A 17556-nucleotide genomic window follows, 5' to 3' on the forward strand; every position below is an offset into this window, starting at 1 on the left:
ACTTCAATATTTTAACCAACCGGCAGGTGCGTCGGCGGGTATTTATAAGAGGTTGATTTCACTTTTGTACTGAGGGCCAGTGCAAGTGTAAGTGTACCAACCCTTCCGGTAAACATCGAAATGGAGATAAGAAGCTTACCAGGATCAGACAGACCAGCCGTTATACCAGTGCTTAACCCTGTTGTGGCAAAGGCCGATACCTGCTCAAACGCCAACCGCAAAATATCGTATTGCGCATCGGTAATGGAAAGCAGAAAAATGAAGCTCATATCTATCAGCACGGCAAAGGTAAATACAGAGAAGGCTTTATAGGATACGGAGTGCGGGATCGTGCGCCGCCCCACTTCCAGATTATCGCGGCCACGAATAGTGGTGAGAACCGAGAGCAGTACCACCAGAAAAGTAGTTGTTTTGATACCTCCCCCTGTAGAACCCGGCGATGCACCAATAAACATCAGAATCATAAAAATGAGCAATGTGGGCTCCGACAAGGCCGAAATATCTACCGTACTGAAGCCTGAGGACCTGGTGGTGACAGACTGAAAAAAGGAAGTAATAAGCGCCTCCACAAAACTCATGTGAGAGAGGGTATTAAAGTACTCCAGCAAAAAGAAAAAGACTGTTCCAAAAAGTAGTAAGGCGGCAGAAGTAAAAATGGTGATGCGTGAAAGCAGCTTCCAGTTCTGCCAAGACGCCTCCATCCGCCGCCGCATGGCCTTTGGCGATAGCACATCCAGGATCGTTGGAAATCCAATTCCTCCAAACAAAATCAGGATTGCAACTATCATGTGCAGCACGTACGATTTTTGTACTGGCGCAGAATACAGCCCCTCCGGGTAAAGCGAGAACCCTGCATTGCAAAAAGCAGAAATCGCATGAAAGACAGAGTAAAATATTTTGGTACCCAGGTTTGTGAACTGCGCCTCGGAGCTCCAGGAGTTGAATATGACAATAGCTCCAATAGCTTCGATGGTGAGCGTGAGAATGATGAGCTTGCGCAACAGTCCTTTGGTTGAAAAAAGCGTTTCACCTTCCATAAGACTGTGCATGGCCACGTGCTGCTTTATACCCAACCCCTGCCGCATAAGCGAAGCAAAAAAGGTGGCAAAGGTAAGAATGCCCAAGCCCCCCAGCTGCACCAGCATTAAGAGCACCACCTGCCCGGCAAAGGTAAAGTAGGTGCCAGGGTCTACCACAGCCAGGCCGGTAATACAGGAGGCACTTGTTGCCATAAAAAGAGCATCAACAAAGCGCATGCCTTCCGGTGCGTTAGTCATCTTAGGCAGCATGAAGAGGCAAGATCCTGTAATTATGAGCAAAACAAAGCTCAGAATAAAGGTGATAGTAGGCTTTAGCTGAAGTGTTTTATGGTAGATTCTGGTTTCGAAGAGCTCGATGAGCAGCAGCACCAGCATGTAAAGGGAGATAGCGATGCGGTAGAGCTCCACCGAGAGCGGGATGCCCACCCGCTCAAACAGGATGTATACCACGGGGAGGTCCAGCAGGTAAGTGCCCACCTGGTTAACCAGGATCACCCCCATCAGCAGCCCCTCGAACCAGGTGCGCCGCAAAAAGCGGACCCGCTCAAAGTTGTAGAGAATCCGCAGGAGGTAGATCACCACGAACACCGCCAGGATGGCGTCGATGGCGTAGTACAGCACCTGCAGCTCCACCGGACTCTCTACCACCCCGTGGGCGTAGATGAGCAAGGCTATGGAGAGCGTGGTCAGCACATAGGTCGTACGCCGCATCAGGGCGTAGGCCTTCAGCTTGCTGTCGTATAAATAGCTGTTAAGCGTTTCTGTACTCATGCACCTCGAATAGCCTTATTTGCTTTGCCTCCTCAAATAACCGTGCTTTATCTACCGGTACTACTCCAACCTGCTCACAAACAAGACCACCGCCTAAATTGCTCAGGCCGGCCAAAAATGGCATAGACGTTTGCAGCGCCATGCACAAAGCGGCAATACTAATAACAGTATCGCCTGCACCCGAAACATCGGAAATATCTCTCCGATGAGCAGCCAGGTAGGTCTTCTCTTCTCCTTCTGCTACAAACACGCCCCGCTCAGACAGCGTAACAAGCACGTTCTCCACTTCCAGGCGCTCCTGCAGAGTAACCACAGCCTTCTCAAAGGCTATGTGATTCTCATCAGAAAAATCAGTTCCCAGCCCCTCTTTCAGTTCTTTCAGGTTTGGCTTAAAAAGCCCGCACCCTATATAGCTCAGAAAATTTTTCTTTTTTGGGTCAACCACCGTAGGCACCCCCTGCTCTTTTGCCAGCCGAATAAAGGTTTGGATATTCTGAGCTGAAAAAATGCCTTTGTCGTAATCCTCGAAAATGACCACATGCGCCTGATTGAGCAACCGGAGGTAGCGTTCTTCCAGAAAACGTTCTTCGTACTCTGTCAGGTTTGTTTCTATCTCGGAATCTACCCGAAGTAACTGTTGGCCAGAGGCTATGATCCTGTGTTTAATGGTAGTAATGCGTTCGGGACTTTGCACAACACCTGCCACCGATAGGTTGCGTTCCTCCATTAACCGCAGAAAGTCGGCACCATCGGAATCGTCTCCTACAACAGAGCATAGTAAAGGAGTGGCCCCTAATGCCTGCACATTAAGGGCCACATTGGCGGCTCCGCCCAATCGTTTCTCGCGTTTTACCACGTTTACAATGGGCACCGGAGCCTCAGGAGATATCCGAGTAGACTTACCCCACAGATACGAATCGATCATGACATCGCCTACGATCAGTACAGTAAGTCTGTTAAATGCTTCGGATATAGCCTCCAGAGAATTTATTTCATTCATCTATTGAAGTTTTGCCAGACTTTTCTTGATGCGCTCCATGGCTTCAACGAGTTTTTCGTCGGAAGTGGCATAAGAGAAGCGGATACATTGTGGAGCGCCAAAAGCATCGCCACTTACCAGGGCCACATGGGCATCGGTCAGCAGGTACATGCTCAGGTCAAAAGAATCTTTTATTTCTTTGCCATCTACGCTTTTTCCGAAGTAGTAGCTCACATCCGGGAACAGGTAGAAAGCACCATTGGGCACGTTGGTCGCAAAGCCTGGGATATCCTTCATCAGGTCCAGCACCAGGTCGCGGCGACGAAGATACACAGCAGACATTTCCTCAGCGGCTGACTTACCACCTTGCAGGGCAGCATAAGCAGCTTTCTGGGCGATGGAGCAAGTGCCCGATGTCATCTGGCTTTGTATTTTGTCGCAAGCGGTGGCAATCTCTTTGTGGGCAGCAATGTACCCTACACGCCAGCCGGTCATGGCATATCCTTTAGAAAAGCCGTTTACCGTAATTACACGGTCCTTAATAAAGTCGAAGCTGGCAATGCTGGCATGCTTTGCGCCAAAGTTAATGTATTCGTAAATTTCATCAGCCATAATATACACCTGCGGATGCTTCTCCAGTACCCTGGCAATAGCTTCCAGTTCTGCTGCATCGAACACTGAACCCGTTGGGTTACATGGCGATGAGAACATAACTAGCTTGGTGTTAGAGGTGATTGCCTGCTCCAGCTGCTCGGCTGTAACTTTGAAGTCATTTTCGAGCGTGCCCATGATCGGCACAGAAACGCCTTCCGAAAGCTTTACCACTTCTTCGTAAGACACCCAATAAGGTGAGAATATAATAACCTCATCACCAGGGTTTACCAGGCACATCACCACGTTTGCGATAGACTGCTTGGCACCAGTAGAAACCACAATGTTCTCTGGTTTGTAGTCGAGGTTGTTGTCGCGCTTGAACTTGTCTACAATCGCCTGACGCAGCTCAGGATAGCCGGGCACTGGCGTATAGAAAGTAAAACCATCGTCGATGGCCTTTTTGGCAGCGTCCTTGATATACTGTGGGGTCTGGAAATCAGGCTCTCCAAAGCTCAGGTTTATCACATCGAAGCCCTGAGCAGCCAGCTCACGGCCTTTTTTTGCCATAGCGATTGTCTGAGACTCCGCTAATGCGTTAATTCTGTCTGATAGTACAATATTCACCTCTTCTGTCTGATACATAAGGTTAAAATTTATTTAAGCCAAAGTTACTTATTCTAAAACAGACTTCCCAACATGGCAAACGCCCTTACTTAGGAAAGCCTTTTCATTTAAGCGGGTAAATTGTGAATAAGCAATGGATTTTAAAAAGAAAAACACGAAAACTTGAAAAAATTTGAATGCAGCCCCTCTAAAGCTTCTACTTTGAATATTTTCAGCTACCTGATATAGCAATGCAAAATTGCCGTCGGATCGAATTGTTTTTGAACCAGGAGGAGAAGGTGCTTTGCTGTTTTGTGATGACTTGCCCAACTAAAGCTTGCATGTGCAGGCGCATCACCTTCAAACAAAAAGAGATACTGCGACGGGCAGTATCTCTTTTTGTTAATTATCAATTTCTTTTTATACCTTTCCGTAGTTGGTTCTTTCTACAATGCTACGGCCAAGCGTAATCTCGTCGGTGTACTCCAGTTCTCCTCCTACAGGAACTCCCCTGGCGATGGTGGTGATGCGCACATTGGCATCGCGGAGTTTGCGAGTGAGGTAGAAGCCGGTGGTGTCGCCTTCCATGGTCGGGCTTATGGCCAGCACTATTTCTTTTACCTCCGATTTAGGCAAGCGTTCCAACAGCGACTCTATGTGCAGGTCGGAAGGCCCAATGCCCTCGATAGGTGAAATAACTCCACCCAGCACGTGGTACAAGCCTTTATACTGAGCCGTGTTTTCGATGGCAATAACATCGCGAATATCGCTTACAACACAAAGCAGGCTGCGATCGCGAAGCGGATTAGCGCAGATACTGCAAATGTCAGTGTCAGAAATATTATGGCATTGCTGGCAGTGCTTGATTTCGGCACGCATTTTTACAAGTGCCTCGGCCAGCTGAAAGGTTTCTTCAGATTCTTCTTTTAATAGGTGCAGCGCAAGCCGCAAAGCAGTTTTGCGACCAACACCCGGCAGCTTTGCCAACTCCTCAACAGCGCCTTCTATAAGCTTAGACGGAAAATTCATTCAACCTCCGTCCTGTTATTCGATGTTAGCTGAAAGATCTTTGTCGTGTAAGGCTGTGCACATACCTTCCAGTTCTTCGTAAGCCCCCACCTTTACCGTGCATTTCCCTTTATAATGAATCAGCAAGGTGCACTGCTCTGCCTGTTCCGCATCATGGCCGCAAACTCTGATCAGCGTTTCGATCACATGATCAAAGGTATTTACATCATCGTTGTAAACAACCAGGTTCCGGAAATCAGTAGTTTCTTCCAAAACTGCTACATCTTCCTGATGTAAAATTTCTGTTCCTATATTCATGACACGAATTTATGAAAAATTTTAAATTTTATGAAGCCCGTGCTCAATACTTATTCAATAGATTAAATGTATTCTATTGATAATGAGCGTTCCATAAAACAAATTCAAACCAGGTTAAATTCCACAATGGTTAATATTATCCCTCTCTATACGGCTGGTCAGAAGTAAAAGCTATTTAAAGCTGTTTTCGTTGGGAATCAACTTTAGCCCTGCCGCTAATTATGCTAATAAAAATAGCCTTCCAGAGTAAAAAAGGCACACACATTAAAAGGGTCCAGATCGGTGATATTCTAAATAAAAGTGCTGGATATAGAGCAACTAAACAACTGGTCCAATAGAAGTTCTGCTTCTACCAGCCTCCCAATTTCCATGTTCACCTAATACCGCACAGATTTAAATTATGCTAATGAAATTGACCTTCCGGAGGTATATTTACTTAATTTTGGCCTAGGGTGGGGTGCAACTAGCTGGCTCCTGAACCTACAGCTATTGTTTCAGCGTACTTGCTGAGAACTCGAACGTTAATAATTTTTGAATTATGCCTGCCATCTCCCCTGCCTTACGTCAGGCCGTGCGCCAATTAAGCGACAAAGAAAAAGAAGCCGTTATCCTGAAGGCGGCTCGTCGCGATGCCGAACTTTACGATATACTAAGCTATGAGCTTGTAGAAGAAGTAACATTGCAGGAGGTTTACAATCAATCGGCCGAGACCATAACGGAATTGCTGCACAACGCTAGCGGCCGCAACATGAGCAAAGCCCGCAACAAAGCTTTGCGAAAAGCAGTGAAGGAGATTGCCCGTTTTAAGCGCATTACCAAAGATCCCAAAGGAGAGGTAGACCTGCACCTGCACACCCTTCGCCTTATTTTCGAGCATTACACCAGCCACTTTGAGGGCTACTACAAAAGCTTTTTTACGGCTACAGCGCGTCTGCTGCTCAAAACAACGCAGCTCATCCGAAAAAACCTGCACGAAGATTACCACCTGGAGTACAAACCGGAAGTAGACCACTTTCTGCAGCAGATCCACAACCGGAACCAGCCGCTGAGTTTTCAGCTGCCTTGGGAGATGAATAAGTGAGGGAAATTCTTTACTATAAGTACTACAAGATTGGCTATTAATTTGAAGATTTATTGCTTCAAAATATTTTATAGATAATTATATACAAAATCCAATTTTTTTCTAATTTTACTTGATTAATAAATTAAGTACTTAATGGCATAAATTTTCTATTTCCTAAAATTCACAAAAGGTATAAGCTTTAAAAACATATAAAGTTAATCTTAACAACTATGTTAACCACCTGCTGCGCTTTTCGCCAAAAGAGTAAATTATAAGAGTGCACGACTAGTTGAATTTTTTGAGACATTGCCTTTAATAAGATAATTCCATCAAAAGTGCCTTCTTATATTTGTTTCAAAGCCTTCTAAAAATCAATATAAGCTATGAACCTCAACATATCCTTATTAACAATCGCACTCCTAGTACTCCTACTTATATCCGGAGAAACGGCAAATGCTCAAGACCGAGTATGGGAAAGAATAGATACTCCTTTTAACGGAGTAGCATCATCTGCAGTAGATCATGAAGGCACACTTTGGGTAGGCATGACTCGCGATCTCAGACCAAGAGGAGCCGCACTTTATTTCTGGAATGGTAGTTCTTGGGGAGCTTATGACTATGGAGGCAGGCACTATCACACTAATGACATTTTAATAGATAAAACAGGTGTACGGTGGTTTGCAACGAGTGCAGGTGCTTTTAGCTTTGATGGCACTACCTGGAAGAATTATAATGATGATCTAAAAATTGTCAGGGATGAAGATTTTTCAGAATATGCTAATCCTGCTAATGTAATTACTATACAGATGGATAAAGATGGGGTTCTATGGTTTCAGACGTATGACAACAGAATTGTTCGCTACGATGGTACCTTCTGGCGCGATTATATTACTATGCCAAATAATGTTGAAGGTAAATTTAAGCTAGACAAAAAAGGTGGATTCTGGATTAGAGCTTCTAAAGGTCTACTTCACTTTGATGGGCTAAGCTGGGTTCAACATACTTTTGATGAAAACTCAACAGATGAATACTCAGTAGATAATAATTTTCGTGATTTAACAATAGATGACAATGGCATTATTTGGGCAGTATCATCTTATAAATTACGTCGTTACAATGGAAGCTCTTGGACTACATATGAAGTTGGGAAGGAATTACCTTTTAGTGATCTTACTTGCGTAACTGTTAATAATGATGGTAAAGTATGGCTTGGCACAGCTGATGGCACTTTTATTTTTCAAGGGGATGATAATTGGCATTTATTCAGACCACCTGGAGCAGGTGGTGGTCCTGGCTTCGGATTTAATTCAATAAGGGCAGATGAGAATGGTAAAATTTGGGTTACTAAAAATTATCATGGTTTATTTGTTTTATATAACCGACCATTATCTTCTGCACCAGCTTTTACAGATAAAAGTGATAAAATAGTGTATCCAAATCCTGCTATTGATTTCGTTAAAATAATAGGCGACCACTTAGGCTCAGATGTTTCCATCTACAATTTAGAAGGTGCTTTACTTTCCAACCAAAAATTACGTTCTCCAGAGACATCTTTGGATATTCGGATGTTACCGCAAGGAATTTATGTAATGCGTATAAAAAACAAAAATGGAACTACTACAGAAAAGTTAGTAAAGAAGTAAATTATCAGCTCAACTCTGGCATTGTTCCACAACCGGAACCAGCCGCTGAGTTATCAGCTACCTTATGCTTTTGAGATTGATTAGGAACCTCTGCAGGGGTGTAAAAGATGCTTACATTCGGCGTTGAAAAGCAACTATATCGGCAAATATGCGATAAAGTCTTTTTATTGGCTGCCACAAACCGGGCGCATCAGGGTCCCTTGCACCATTAGAAACTAAGCTAGTTCAAGCCTACGCTGCAAACTTTATATCAGAAGTAAAAAGAATAAATTCTGAAGACTCTGAACCTATTACTTTTCCCATATCTGCGACATTTCACTCACTCTGCTTCTGAGCTCAGACCATTGCGCTGGGCTCCATGCTTTGGAAACCAGAGTTCCGGAGCAATTATAGACAGCTTCGTTGCAAGCGCCTACAGAAGAGGCAGGATTGGTTAAGTAGTACAAAGTTTCTTTTTCAGCTTGATAAGAATAAATTTTTGCCCCCGCATAGAGCTTGCAGTCTCCTCCATCCTTTATCAGCAACTGGAACCAACCTGATTGTTCTACTGTAGATTCCTCACAGTTTTTCATTTGCGTCAGGTCAAAATCATCGTTAGCACAACCTATAGCGGCAATTACCAGCAATAGCAGTATCAAATGGCTTGTAGTTTTCATGAGTAATTGTTTTAGCATAAGATGTAAGATTAGCGCCAACACCTAAACTGGCAGATATAAACAATATGACATTTTTTGTAACAGGGGTTTATAAGCTATTAGGAATTTCAACTATAAAAGAAAATGGAGAATTTCATCTCTTCAAGTCAACATCGAAGCGACTCTCCCGCACCTCCACCTTTTCGCCCTGGTCATCCACGGCATCGAACCAAAAGGTGCCGGGAATAAAAATGATTTTGCCTGGTGATGTGCAGCTCGCCCTGGTAAATGCCACTCGTGGTAAACTCATGAATATTACCTCCTCCTGTTATAGTTGCATAGCCCCTAAAGGCTTCCCTCTCCTCACCCCATTTTTTAAGCACATAAGTTTTACCGACCTCAACAGCTAACATATTGGCACTTATGGGCACACTTTCTATGCCATCCCTCATTCGCAAGCTGGCAGATACACTAAAGAAATGTTCTTGCACAGGAGGTAAATTGGAGTAGGCGAGCTCACTTTTATATCTGGGCCCCTCATCTTTTCAAACCTTGACACAAAGGCCCTCCTGTTAACTAATGTTTCCCCGTTTGTGTGGAGGGTAGAAGCTGCTCAATGGCGACATATCCTTTTTCCTGCAACTTAACAAAAGCAGCAGGATCAGCGGCAATAGAATAAAAGGTTTAAGTAATTGTTTCACAGCTCATCAGGTCAGGCTTTAACAACAGCTAAATATAATAGTTTATTGTCTTAATATAACAATTATGTTATTCGTTTATAAAACATTTTAAATATTATATTAAAACACCTGGACTTACGACTTTCTTCTTAACCATCTTAAGAGTTGTTATAAAAGCTTTTTCACTGCCACTGCCCGTCTAATATTCTCTTCAATAAGGTTCACCTTAAAAAAATTGCACGCAAATTTCATTCTTGGAGTACAAGCTAGATTGATAGCCAATTCATGCAGCAGATCCATTACCGGAATAAGCTTCAGAGACTCCAATTACCTTTAAAACTTAGTAAGGTCGACGGCAAAACAGAATTGCAAAAATTGCAAACTTTTAAATAAACCCTAATTAAATTGATACTAATAACCACTAAAAATTCATATTCAAACAAGCCTTTAGCAGCTATTTAAAAATTATTTTCATTTACCCTCATAGGGGTTCATTTGGCCTCTGTCTAAAGAACACTTGTTCTATAATACCGGCTATCTCGCTGCATTACCATCATGCAATGAGAAATTACCCCTAAAAAAACAGGGGTAATTTCAGATCTTAAAGTTTCAACCCACTAAAAAACCGAAAACTTTTATATCTTTGGGCTCTGGAAAAAACCACATCTACATCTTACAAATGTCTAAACACACTTTTTTAAGTTTGTTTCTGGCGGCTGCTCTGGCTTTACCAGCTGGGGCAGCCCTTGCCCAGGAGAAGAAAGAAGACTCTAAATGGAAAGTGGATGCAGCCCACGGCCCCCAAAAACAAATAACCATCACCACAGACGAAGGAACCTGGATGAACCTGGACATTAGTCCGGACGGAAAGGAAATTGTTTTTGACTTATTAGGAGACCTTTACATAATGCCTGTTACAGGCGGCAAAGCTAAACTGCTCTCAGGCGGACCTGCTTATGAAGTGCAGCCGCGCTTCAGCCCCAACGGCAAATATATTTCTTTTACATCTGACCGAGCAGGCGGCGACAATATATGGATTGTGAACCGCGATGGCTCCAATCCCCAGCAGGTAACAAACGAGAATTTCAGGCTGCTCAACAACGCTACCTGGACACCCGATAGTGAATACCTGGTTGCCCGCAAGCACTTTACCGCTACCCGCTCTTTGGGTGCCGGCGAAATGTGGATGTTCCACCGGGCAGGCGGAGGTGGCGTGCAGCTTACCAAGCGCAAGAACGACCAGCAGGATGTAGGTGAGCCTTGGGTGTCGCCGGATGGAAAGTACGTGTACTTCTCCGAAGACATGAGCGGCGGCTCTACGTTTCAGTACAACAAAGACCCTAATTCTCAAATCTACGTAGTTCGCCGTGTAGACCGTAACACAGGAGAGATTAAAAATATAACTGGCGGAGCGGGAGGTGCTGCACGCCCTGTGGTATCGCCGGACGGAAAACATCTGGCTTTTGTACGCCGGGTACGCACTAAATCGGTGCTGTTTCTGCATGACCTTAAAACCGGGGAAGAGTGGCCGGTGTACGACAACCTGAGCCACGACCAGCAGGAAGCATGGGCTATTTTTGGCGTATACCCGAACTTTGCTTGGACACCAGATAATAAAAGCATTATTTTCTGGGCCAACGGAAAGATAAATAAAGTAGACGTAGCCACTTATAACACGTCTGTTATTCCGTTTGAGGCAACTGCCACGCATGCCATAGCTGAAGCTGTTCGCCACGACCACAGCAAAGCAGGTCTCTCTCCAAGCCAGTTTACAGCCAAAGCTATTCGCCATGCCACCACTTCGCCCGATGGCAAAACACTGGTATTTAATGCTGCCGGACACCTCTATAAAAAGTCGCTTCCTAACGGAAAGCCGGAGCGTATTACCAGTGGCCAGGACTTTGAGTTCTACCCAGCTTTTGCTCCTGATGGCAAGACAATAGTATATGCTACCTGGAGCGATGAAAACCTGGGTGCGCTGCACAAAATGGATATCAGCAAAAAGAACCCGAAGCCAACTAAGCTTACGTCAGAAAAAGGCTATTATACCAATGCTTCTTTTTCGCCTAACGGCAAGCTGATAGTGTACACGCGGGAGAGCGGCAACAACCACCTTGGGCATGCCTTTGGCAAAGAAGCCGGCATCTATTATATGCCTGCTAACGGAGGAACGCCTGTGAAACTAACTGAACAAGGAAGTTCTCCGCAGTTTAACACTACCTCCGACCGTGTTTTCTTTACAGGAAGCAAAGATGGCAACACTACCTTCCAGAGCATCAGCCTACAAGGAACTCAGGAGCAAACGCATTATACCTCTAAATACGCCACCGAATTTTACCCAAGCCCCGATAACAAATGGATTGCCTTTGTTGAATTGTTCAATGGCTTTGTAGCACCTTTTACACCAAACGCTGGCGCCCTAGATCTGAGCGCCGAAACCAAGTCCATACCTGTCTCTCGCTTTACCCGTGACCTGGGCACCAGTATCCACTGGTCTGCCGACAGTAAAAAAGTAAACTGGGTTACCGGCGATGAATACTTTTCGAATGACCTTAAAAATCGTTTCAAGTTTGTTGAAGGTGCACCAGACAAACTCCCAGCCATTGATACAACAGGCACCAAAATAGGGCTGGTTTTAAATACCGATATTCCGCAAGGCAAAGTTGCCTTTACAAACGCCCGCATTATTACCATGAAAGGCGACGAAGTAATTGAGCGTGGCACTGTGGTAGTAGATGGTAACCGCATTATAGGCATAGGCGCTAATGTGCAGGTACCGGCCGGAGCCAAAGTAATAGACGCAAGCGGCAAAACGATTATGCCGGGTATAGTAGATGTTCATGCACACATGGGTACCTTCCGTTTGGGCATGAGTCCGCAAAAGCAGTGGGCATATTATGCCAACCTGGCCTACGGCGTTACCACCACCCACGACCCGTCTTCTACCAGCGAAATGGTGTTTAGCCAGTCGGAGGCTGTAAAAGCCGGCACTATGGTGGGTCCACGTATTTACTCTACAGGTACCGTGCTTTATGGAGCCGATGGCAATTTTAAGGCCGTAGTAAATAATCTCGATGATGCCCGATCTCACCTGCGCCGTATTAAAGCGCTAGGTGGTTTCTCTGTAAAAAGCTACAACCAGCCACGCCGCGAACAGCGCCAACAAGTCATTCAGGCAGCCCGCGAACTAGACATGACCGTTGTGCCCGAAGGAGGCTCTACCTTTTTCCACAACATGAGCATGATTCTGGATGGCCACAGTGGTATAGAACACAACATACCCATAGCGCCGCTTTATAAAGATGTGGTGGAACTTTGGCGAGCCAGCAGCACCGGCTACACCCCTACCCTGATCGTAAATTACGGTGCCGTAAACGGAGAATACTACTGGTACCAGAAAACCAATGTATGGGAGAAGGAACGCCTGCTGAAGTTTACGCCGCGCTCCATAATAGACAGCCGCTCGCGCCACGTAACACAGGTGCCAGACGAGGAGTACGAGAATGGTTATATTAAAGTATCGGAAGCCTGCAAAAAGTTAACCGACGCTGGCGTGAAAGTTAACCTGGGTGCACACGGCCAGTTACAAGGCTTGGGAGCACACTGGGAGCTTTGGATGCTGCAGCAAGGTGGTATGAGCAACCTGGAAGCCATCCGCGCCGCTACCCTTAACGGAGCAGAGTACATCGGCATGAGCAAAGAAATTGGCTCACTGGAGGTTGGTAAACTCGCTGACCTGATTGTGCTGGACCAGAACCCGCTCGAAAACATCCAGAACACAGAGCATGTTCGCTACACCATGGTAAACGGCCGCCTCTACGATGCCGCCACCATGACCGAAATTGGCAACTACGACCGTAAGCCAGGCAAATTCTACTGGGAAAACAGCCGCTACGCTAGCCCCTTCGGCTGGCACGAAGGCACCGATTCTCACGTAATTGGCATCGCCGGAGAGCAATGCTCCTGCCGCCACTAAACACAACAATTCTACTAAAAAAGCCACCTCCGCTTGTGCAGAGGTGGCTTTTTTATTTTAACCTTGCAGTCGTAATCCTGCGGCAAAACACTTTTACTTGCACAAGCTACTGCGCCAAATTCACCAATAGAAGTTATGGATTGGCTCAAGTAAAACTCTTCATATTTGCCTCTTGAAGGCCTTTTTCATTAGAATAATTCTACCGCCATTCATTACTTTACCATAGCACCTCCTGTACCGCAAAGCCATCTACTGTTATGGCAACTTCCTGAAAACAGATTAATCTACTTCTAATTTTCTCCGTACAAACAACATTCAAAAAAAAGTACTTAATCTCCGATATACCAGGAACCCCATTAAACCATGAAAGAAGATCAATTAAAACACCTATGGTGGCAGGAAGGCGTCATCTATCAGATTTATCCAAGGTCTTACCAGGACAGCAACGGCGATGGCGTTGGAGATTTGCAAGGCATCATTAAAAGACTTGACTACCTGAAATGGCTTGGTATAAATGCTATTTGGGTATCTCCAATCTTTTCATCGCCAATGGCCGACTTCGGTTACGATATTTCCAATTACCAGGACATTCACCCACTGTTCGGAACAATGGAAGATTTTGATCGGCTGCTGGCAGAAGTGCACGCCCGGGACATGAAACTGATTCTAGACCTGGTGCCAAACCATACCTCCGATCAGCACCCTTGGTTTCTGGAATCTAAATCCTCGCGCGACAACCCAAAACGCGATTGGTACATCTGGCAAGATGCTCTCCCTGATGGCTCAGAGCCCAATAACTGGCTGAGCGTTTTTGGCGGCAGTGGCTGGGAGTGGGATGAATCTACGCAGCAATATTACTATCACGCCTTTCTGAAGGAGCAGCCCGACCTGAACTGGCGCAACCCTGAAGTGCAGGAAGCCATGCTGAATGTCATGCGTTTCTGGCTCGACAAAGGCGTTGACGGTTTCAGGGTAGACGTAATGTGGCACATGGTAAAAGACGACCGGTTGCGCGACAACCCAGTCAATCCTAACTACGAGCCGCACATGGCCACTTACGAAAGACTAATACCGGCCTACTCCACAGACCAGCCGGAGGTACACGACATTGTCCGAAAAATGCGCGCGGTACTTGATGAATATGAAGAGCGAATGATGATCGGCGAAATTTACCTGCCTATCCATAAACTCATGACCTACTATGGCAACGACAACAATGGAGCGCATTTACCTTTTAACTTCCTGCTGTTGTCGCTTAAGTGGGAAGCACAGCAAATTGCCTCTAACGTAGACATGTACGAAGGTGCTCTGCCTGATGGAGGCTGGCCAAACTGGGTATTAGGTAACCACGATCAGCCCCGTATTACCAGCCGGGTAGGTGCCTCTCAGGCCAAGGTAGCAGCTATGCTCCTACTTACTTTACGTGGCACCCCTACTATATATTACGGAGACGAAATAGGCATGCGAGATGTACCTATTCCACCTGAGGAAGTACAAGACCCGCAAGGCCTTAACATGCCCGACCTGCACCTGAGCCGCGACCCGGCCCGCACGCCAATGCAGTGGGAAGATACTCCTCACGCAGGCTTTACAGATGGCAAGCCCTGGCTCCGGCTCCCTGATTACTTCAGAAGAATTAACGTAAAGGTGCAGCAGGACGATCCGTTCTCAATGCTAACCCTTTACCGGCGCCTGATAAAACTGCGCCAGGAAGAACCGGCTCTCAAAATAGGAGATTACATTCCGGTGTACTCCGACCACCAGGTGCTGGCTTACATCCGCAAATCTGGTAGTCAGCGGTTCCTGATCGTACTGAACCTGAGCCACAGACCTTGTTTCTTTAAGCCGAAACATCAAACATTTTCAGGAACTGTACTTCTGGCCACCATCCCGGAGCGAGAAAACACCACCATTACCGAAAGCATCAGCCTTGGTGGTGACGAGGGCATCCTGGTAAGGCTCGACAACTAATCTTCCCCCTTATCAGAAACACCTGAAAAACCTCCGGAAGGCCATTTTCATTACAATAATCTGAACACCAGTAGCACATATAAAATATGTCGGCCTGGTGTTCTGTTTTTTATGAGCCACTAAGCTATTATCAAAAATAAAATCACGTCTGCCTGCTACCATAGTAAAGCACCAAACTTATCCGTATTAATTTCGTCTATACCCTAGCTTTATTCAAAATAGAGTATAAAAACCAACTGGCAGAGAAATCTACAGATTTTGATTAAGTGTTTAACTCAGCAATCAAAATAATTAGTTATAAGAGATGGATCATATTGGGGCAGCGTACTTAGGGAATAATAAATGTAAATTTAACGTTTGGGCTCCTGAAAAGGAGACGATGATACTCCACCTGCTTTCTCCGAAAGACAGGAAGATAAATATGCAGCGACACGATTTCGGGTATTTTAAAGCAGAAGTTGAAAATGTAAGTCCAGGCGACAAGTATTATTATATGCCAGACGGAGACCAGGATTTTCCTGATCCGGCTTCCCACCACCAACCGGAGGGAGTACATGGTCCATCTGCCGTCGTAGATCATTTGTCCTACAACTGGCAAGACACCACCTGGCGTGGGCTTCCGTTTAAAGACCTTGTGCTGTACGAACTGCACGTAGGCACTTTTTCAGAAGAAGGAACTTTCGAGGCCATCATTCCCCGGCTCGAGAGCTTATACGAAACCGGTATAAATGCCATAGAGCTAATGCCGGTGGCGCAGTGCCCGGGGAGTCGCAACTGGGGCTACGACGGGGTTTATCCTTTTGCGGTGCAGCAGTCGTATGGGGGCCCTGATGGTTTGAAAAAGCTGGTAGATGCCTGCCATGCCCGGGGTATCGCCGTGTTTTTAGATGTGGTGTACAATCACCTTGGCCCCGAAGGAAATTACTTTGGCAAATTTGCACCCTACTTTACCGACAAATACAGCACCCCCTGGGGCGAGGCCATTAATTTCGACGATGCCTGGTCTGATGGCGTGCGCGACTATTTCTCCAACAACCCGCTGCACTGGTTCGAGCATTACCACATAGACGGACTTCGACTGGATGCCATTCATACCGTATTCGATAAAAAGGCGATTAATTTTTGGGAGCTTACTTATTATAAGGTAAAGCAACTCGAGCAGAAACTAGGCCGCACTCTTTACATGACTGCCGAAAGCGATTACAACAGCCCTAAAGTTATGAAATCGCCGGAGGTAGGCGGGTTCGGGTTTCAGGCGCAATGGCTCGATGATTTCCATCATTCGCTGTATGTGCTGCTCAACGAGGAAGCCAAAAAGTATTACGAAGATTTTGGGCAGATGGAACAACTTGCCAAAGCCTACTCCGATGGCTTTGTGCACAGCGGAGAATTTGTAAAGTTCAGGAAACAGCGGCATGGCGCTTCCTCCGCTGGCATGTCGGGCGACAAGTTTATCGCCTTTATCCAAAACCACGACCAGGTAGGCAACCATGTAGGCAGCCTGCGGTTAAGCGCGCTTGTAGATTTCGAACGGTTAAAACTGGCAGCCGCTGCAGTTTTGCTGGCCCCTTATGTTCCTATGCTCTTTATGGGAGAAGAATATGCCGAAGACACTCCGTTTAACTACTTTGTGCATCACAGCGATGAAGAGCTTATAAAGGCTGTGCAAAAAGGCCGCGAAGAAGAATTTGCTGACTTCCATTGGGATGCCGCACCACCCGATCCGCAGGCCGAGCAAACATTTCTGGACTCGAAGTTGCGCTGGGAGAAACGCGACAGTGGTAAAAACAAAACCATGCTGCAATGGCATCAGGAGCTTATAAAACTTCGGCGCACAGAACCGGCTCTCCAGTGCTTCGACAAAAACCGGATTAGAGTGTACACCATAAACCAGAAAGGCTTTGTACTATTGCGCCAATGCGAGAACGATCAGGAAAAGATGCTGTGCCTGTTTAACCTGTCGGAAGAAGCTTTGCCTTATACTTTTCCTGCCAATGAAGAAACCGGATGGAAAAAATTGCTGGACTCAAAACAAAGCAAATGGCAAAACGGCGGAGACAAAAAGGGAACTGCTACCCTGCCAGCCCAGGCTGATAGCGGTAGCAACCAGGAACTGCCTCCTCTGAGTCTTACTGTTTATAGGGCTATCAAGTAAGGTCATTTAGATTCAGCAATAAATGGTTCAGGTACTGCATCCTCAATTATTCTAATCAAAAAGCACTTCCGGAGGTTAATTTGCTATTTTTGATTTAGGGGAAAACAGCAGGCATTTCCC

Annotated in this window: 12 protein-coding genes; 5 read left to right on the plus strand and 7 right to left on the minus strand. The window is 45.8% G+C overall.

The genetic code is table 11. The annotated features are described in order from the left end of the window. Positions 1-11: 11 nt before the first annotated feature. The 5 genes from ACMA1I_RS05095 to ACMA1I_RS05115 form a co-directional block, all read right to left on the minus strand. Entirely contained in the window at positions 12-1811 is a 1800-nt protein-coding gene (locus ACMA1I_RS05095; RefSeq protein ID WP_337067212.1) for a TrkH family potassium uptake protein, read from the minus strand. Next, positions 1792-2811, minus strand: a complete 1020-nt coding sequence (locus ACMA1I_RS05100) for a bifunctional ADP-heptose synthase (protein ID WP_337067213.1) — start codon at positions 2809-2811, stop codon at positions 1792-1794. Before ACMA1I_RS05100 ends, ACMA1I_RS05095 begins: the two co-directional genes overlap by 20 nt. Further along, positions 2812-4026, minus strand: coding sequence for a pyridoxal phosphate-dependent aminotransferase (locus tag ACMA1I_RS05105; protein WP_337067214.1), 1215 nt, complete (start codon positions 4024-4026; stop codon positions 2812-2814). It lies immediately after the preceding gene. A gap of 381 nt (positions 4027-4407) precedes the next feature. After that, the gene (gene recR / locus ACMA1I_RS05110) at positions 4408-5016 is read right to left on the minus strand and encodes a recombination mediator RecR (protein ID WP_337067215.1); all 609 of its coding nucleotides are present in this window, start codon (positions 5014-5016) and stop codon (positions 4408-4410) included. A gap of 15 nt (positions 5017-5031) precedes the next feature. Then, positions 5032-5313 (minus strand): ATP-dependent Clp protease adaptor ClpS, encoded by a 282-nt coding sequence (locus tag ACMA1I_RS05115; RefSeq protein ID WP_147920606.1) that lies wholly within the window; start codon positions 5311-5313, stop codon positions 5032-5034. A gap of 538 nt (positions 5314-5851) precedes the next feature. Between ACMA1I_RS05115 and ACMA1I_RS05120 the strand changes: the two genes are divergently transcribed. Next, the gene (locus ACMA1I_RS05120; protein ID WP_337067216.1) at positions 5852-6394 is read left to right on the plus strand and encodes a hypothetical protein; all 543 of its coding nucleotides are present in this window, start codon (positions 5852-5854) and stop codon (positions 6392-6394) included. Between the two features lie 365 nt (positions 6395-6759). Then, on the plus strand, positions 6760-8019 hold the full coding sequence (locus ACMA1I_RS05125) for a T9SS type A sorting domain-containing protein (protein WP_337067217.1): 1260 nt from the start codon (positions 6760-6762) through the stop codon (positions 8017-8019). A 290-nt stretch (positions 8020-8309) separates the two neighbouring features. On the opposite strand, the gene ACMA1I_RS05130 is transcribed toward ACMA1I_RS05125, so the two are convergent. Together ACMA1I_RS05130 and ACMA1I_RS05135 are read right to left on the minus strand one after the other, a co-directional pair. Beyond that, positions 8310-8675 (minus strand): hypothetical protein, encoded by a 366-nt coding sequence (locus tag ACMA1I_RS05130; protein ID WP_337067218.1) that lies wholly within the window; start codon positions 8673-8675, stop codon positions 8310-8312. A gap of 133 nt (positions 8676-8808) precedes the next feature. After that, positions 8809-8964, minus strand: a complete 156-nt coding sequence (locus ACMA1I_RS05135; RefSeq protein ID WP_337067219.1) for a hypothetical protein — start codon at positions 8962-8964, stop codon at positions 8809-8811. Positions 8965-10013: 1049 nt separating this feature from the next. On the opposite strand from ACMA1I_RS05135, the gene ACMA1I_RS05140 reads away from it, so the two are divergent. The 3 genes from ACMA1I_RS05140 (at position 10014) to treZ (ending at position 17436) form a co-directional block, all read left to right on the plus strand. Beyond that, positions 10014-13310, plus strand: coding sequence for an amidohydrolase family protein (locus ACMA1I_RS05140; protein WP_337067220.1), 3297 nt, complete (start codon positions 10014-10016; stop codon positions 13308-13310). A 363-nt stretch (positions 13311-13673) separates the two neighbouring features. Continuing rightward, entirely contained in the window at positions 13674-15281 is a 1608-nt protein-coding gene (locus ACMA1I_RS05145) for an alpha-amylase family glycosyl hydrolase (protein WP_337067221.1), read from the plus strand. Positions 15282-15585: 304 nt separating this feature from the next. Next, a complete protein-coding gene (gene treZ / locus ACMA1I_RS05150) occupies positions 15586-17436 on the plus strand; it encodes a malto-oligosyltrehalose trehalohydrolase (RefSeq protein ID WP_337067222.1) in 1851 nt (616 codons plus the stop codon). Positions 17437-17556: the final 120 nt, after the last annotated feature.

Origin of the sequence: Pontibacter sp. 13R65 (assembly GCF_047525655.1) — a bacterium.
Classification (GTDB): Bacteria; Bacteroidota; Bacteroidia; order Cytophagales; family Hymenobacteraceae; genus Pontibacter.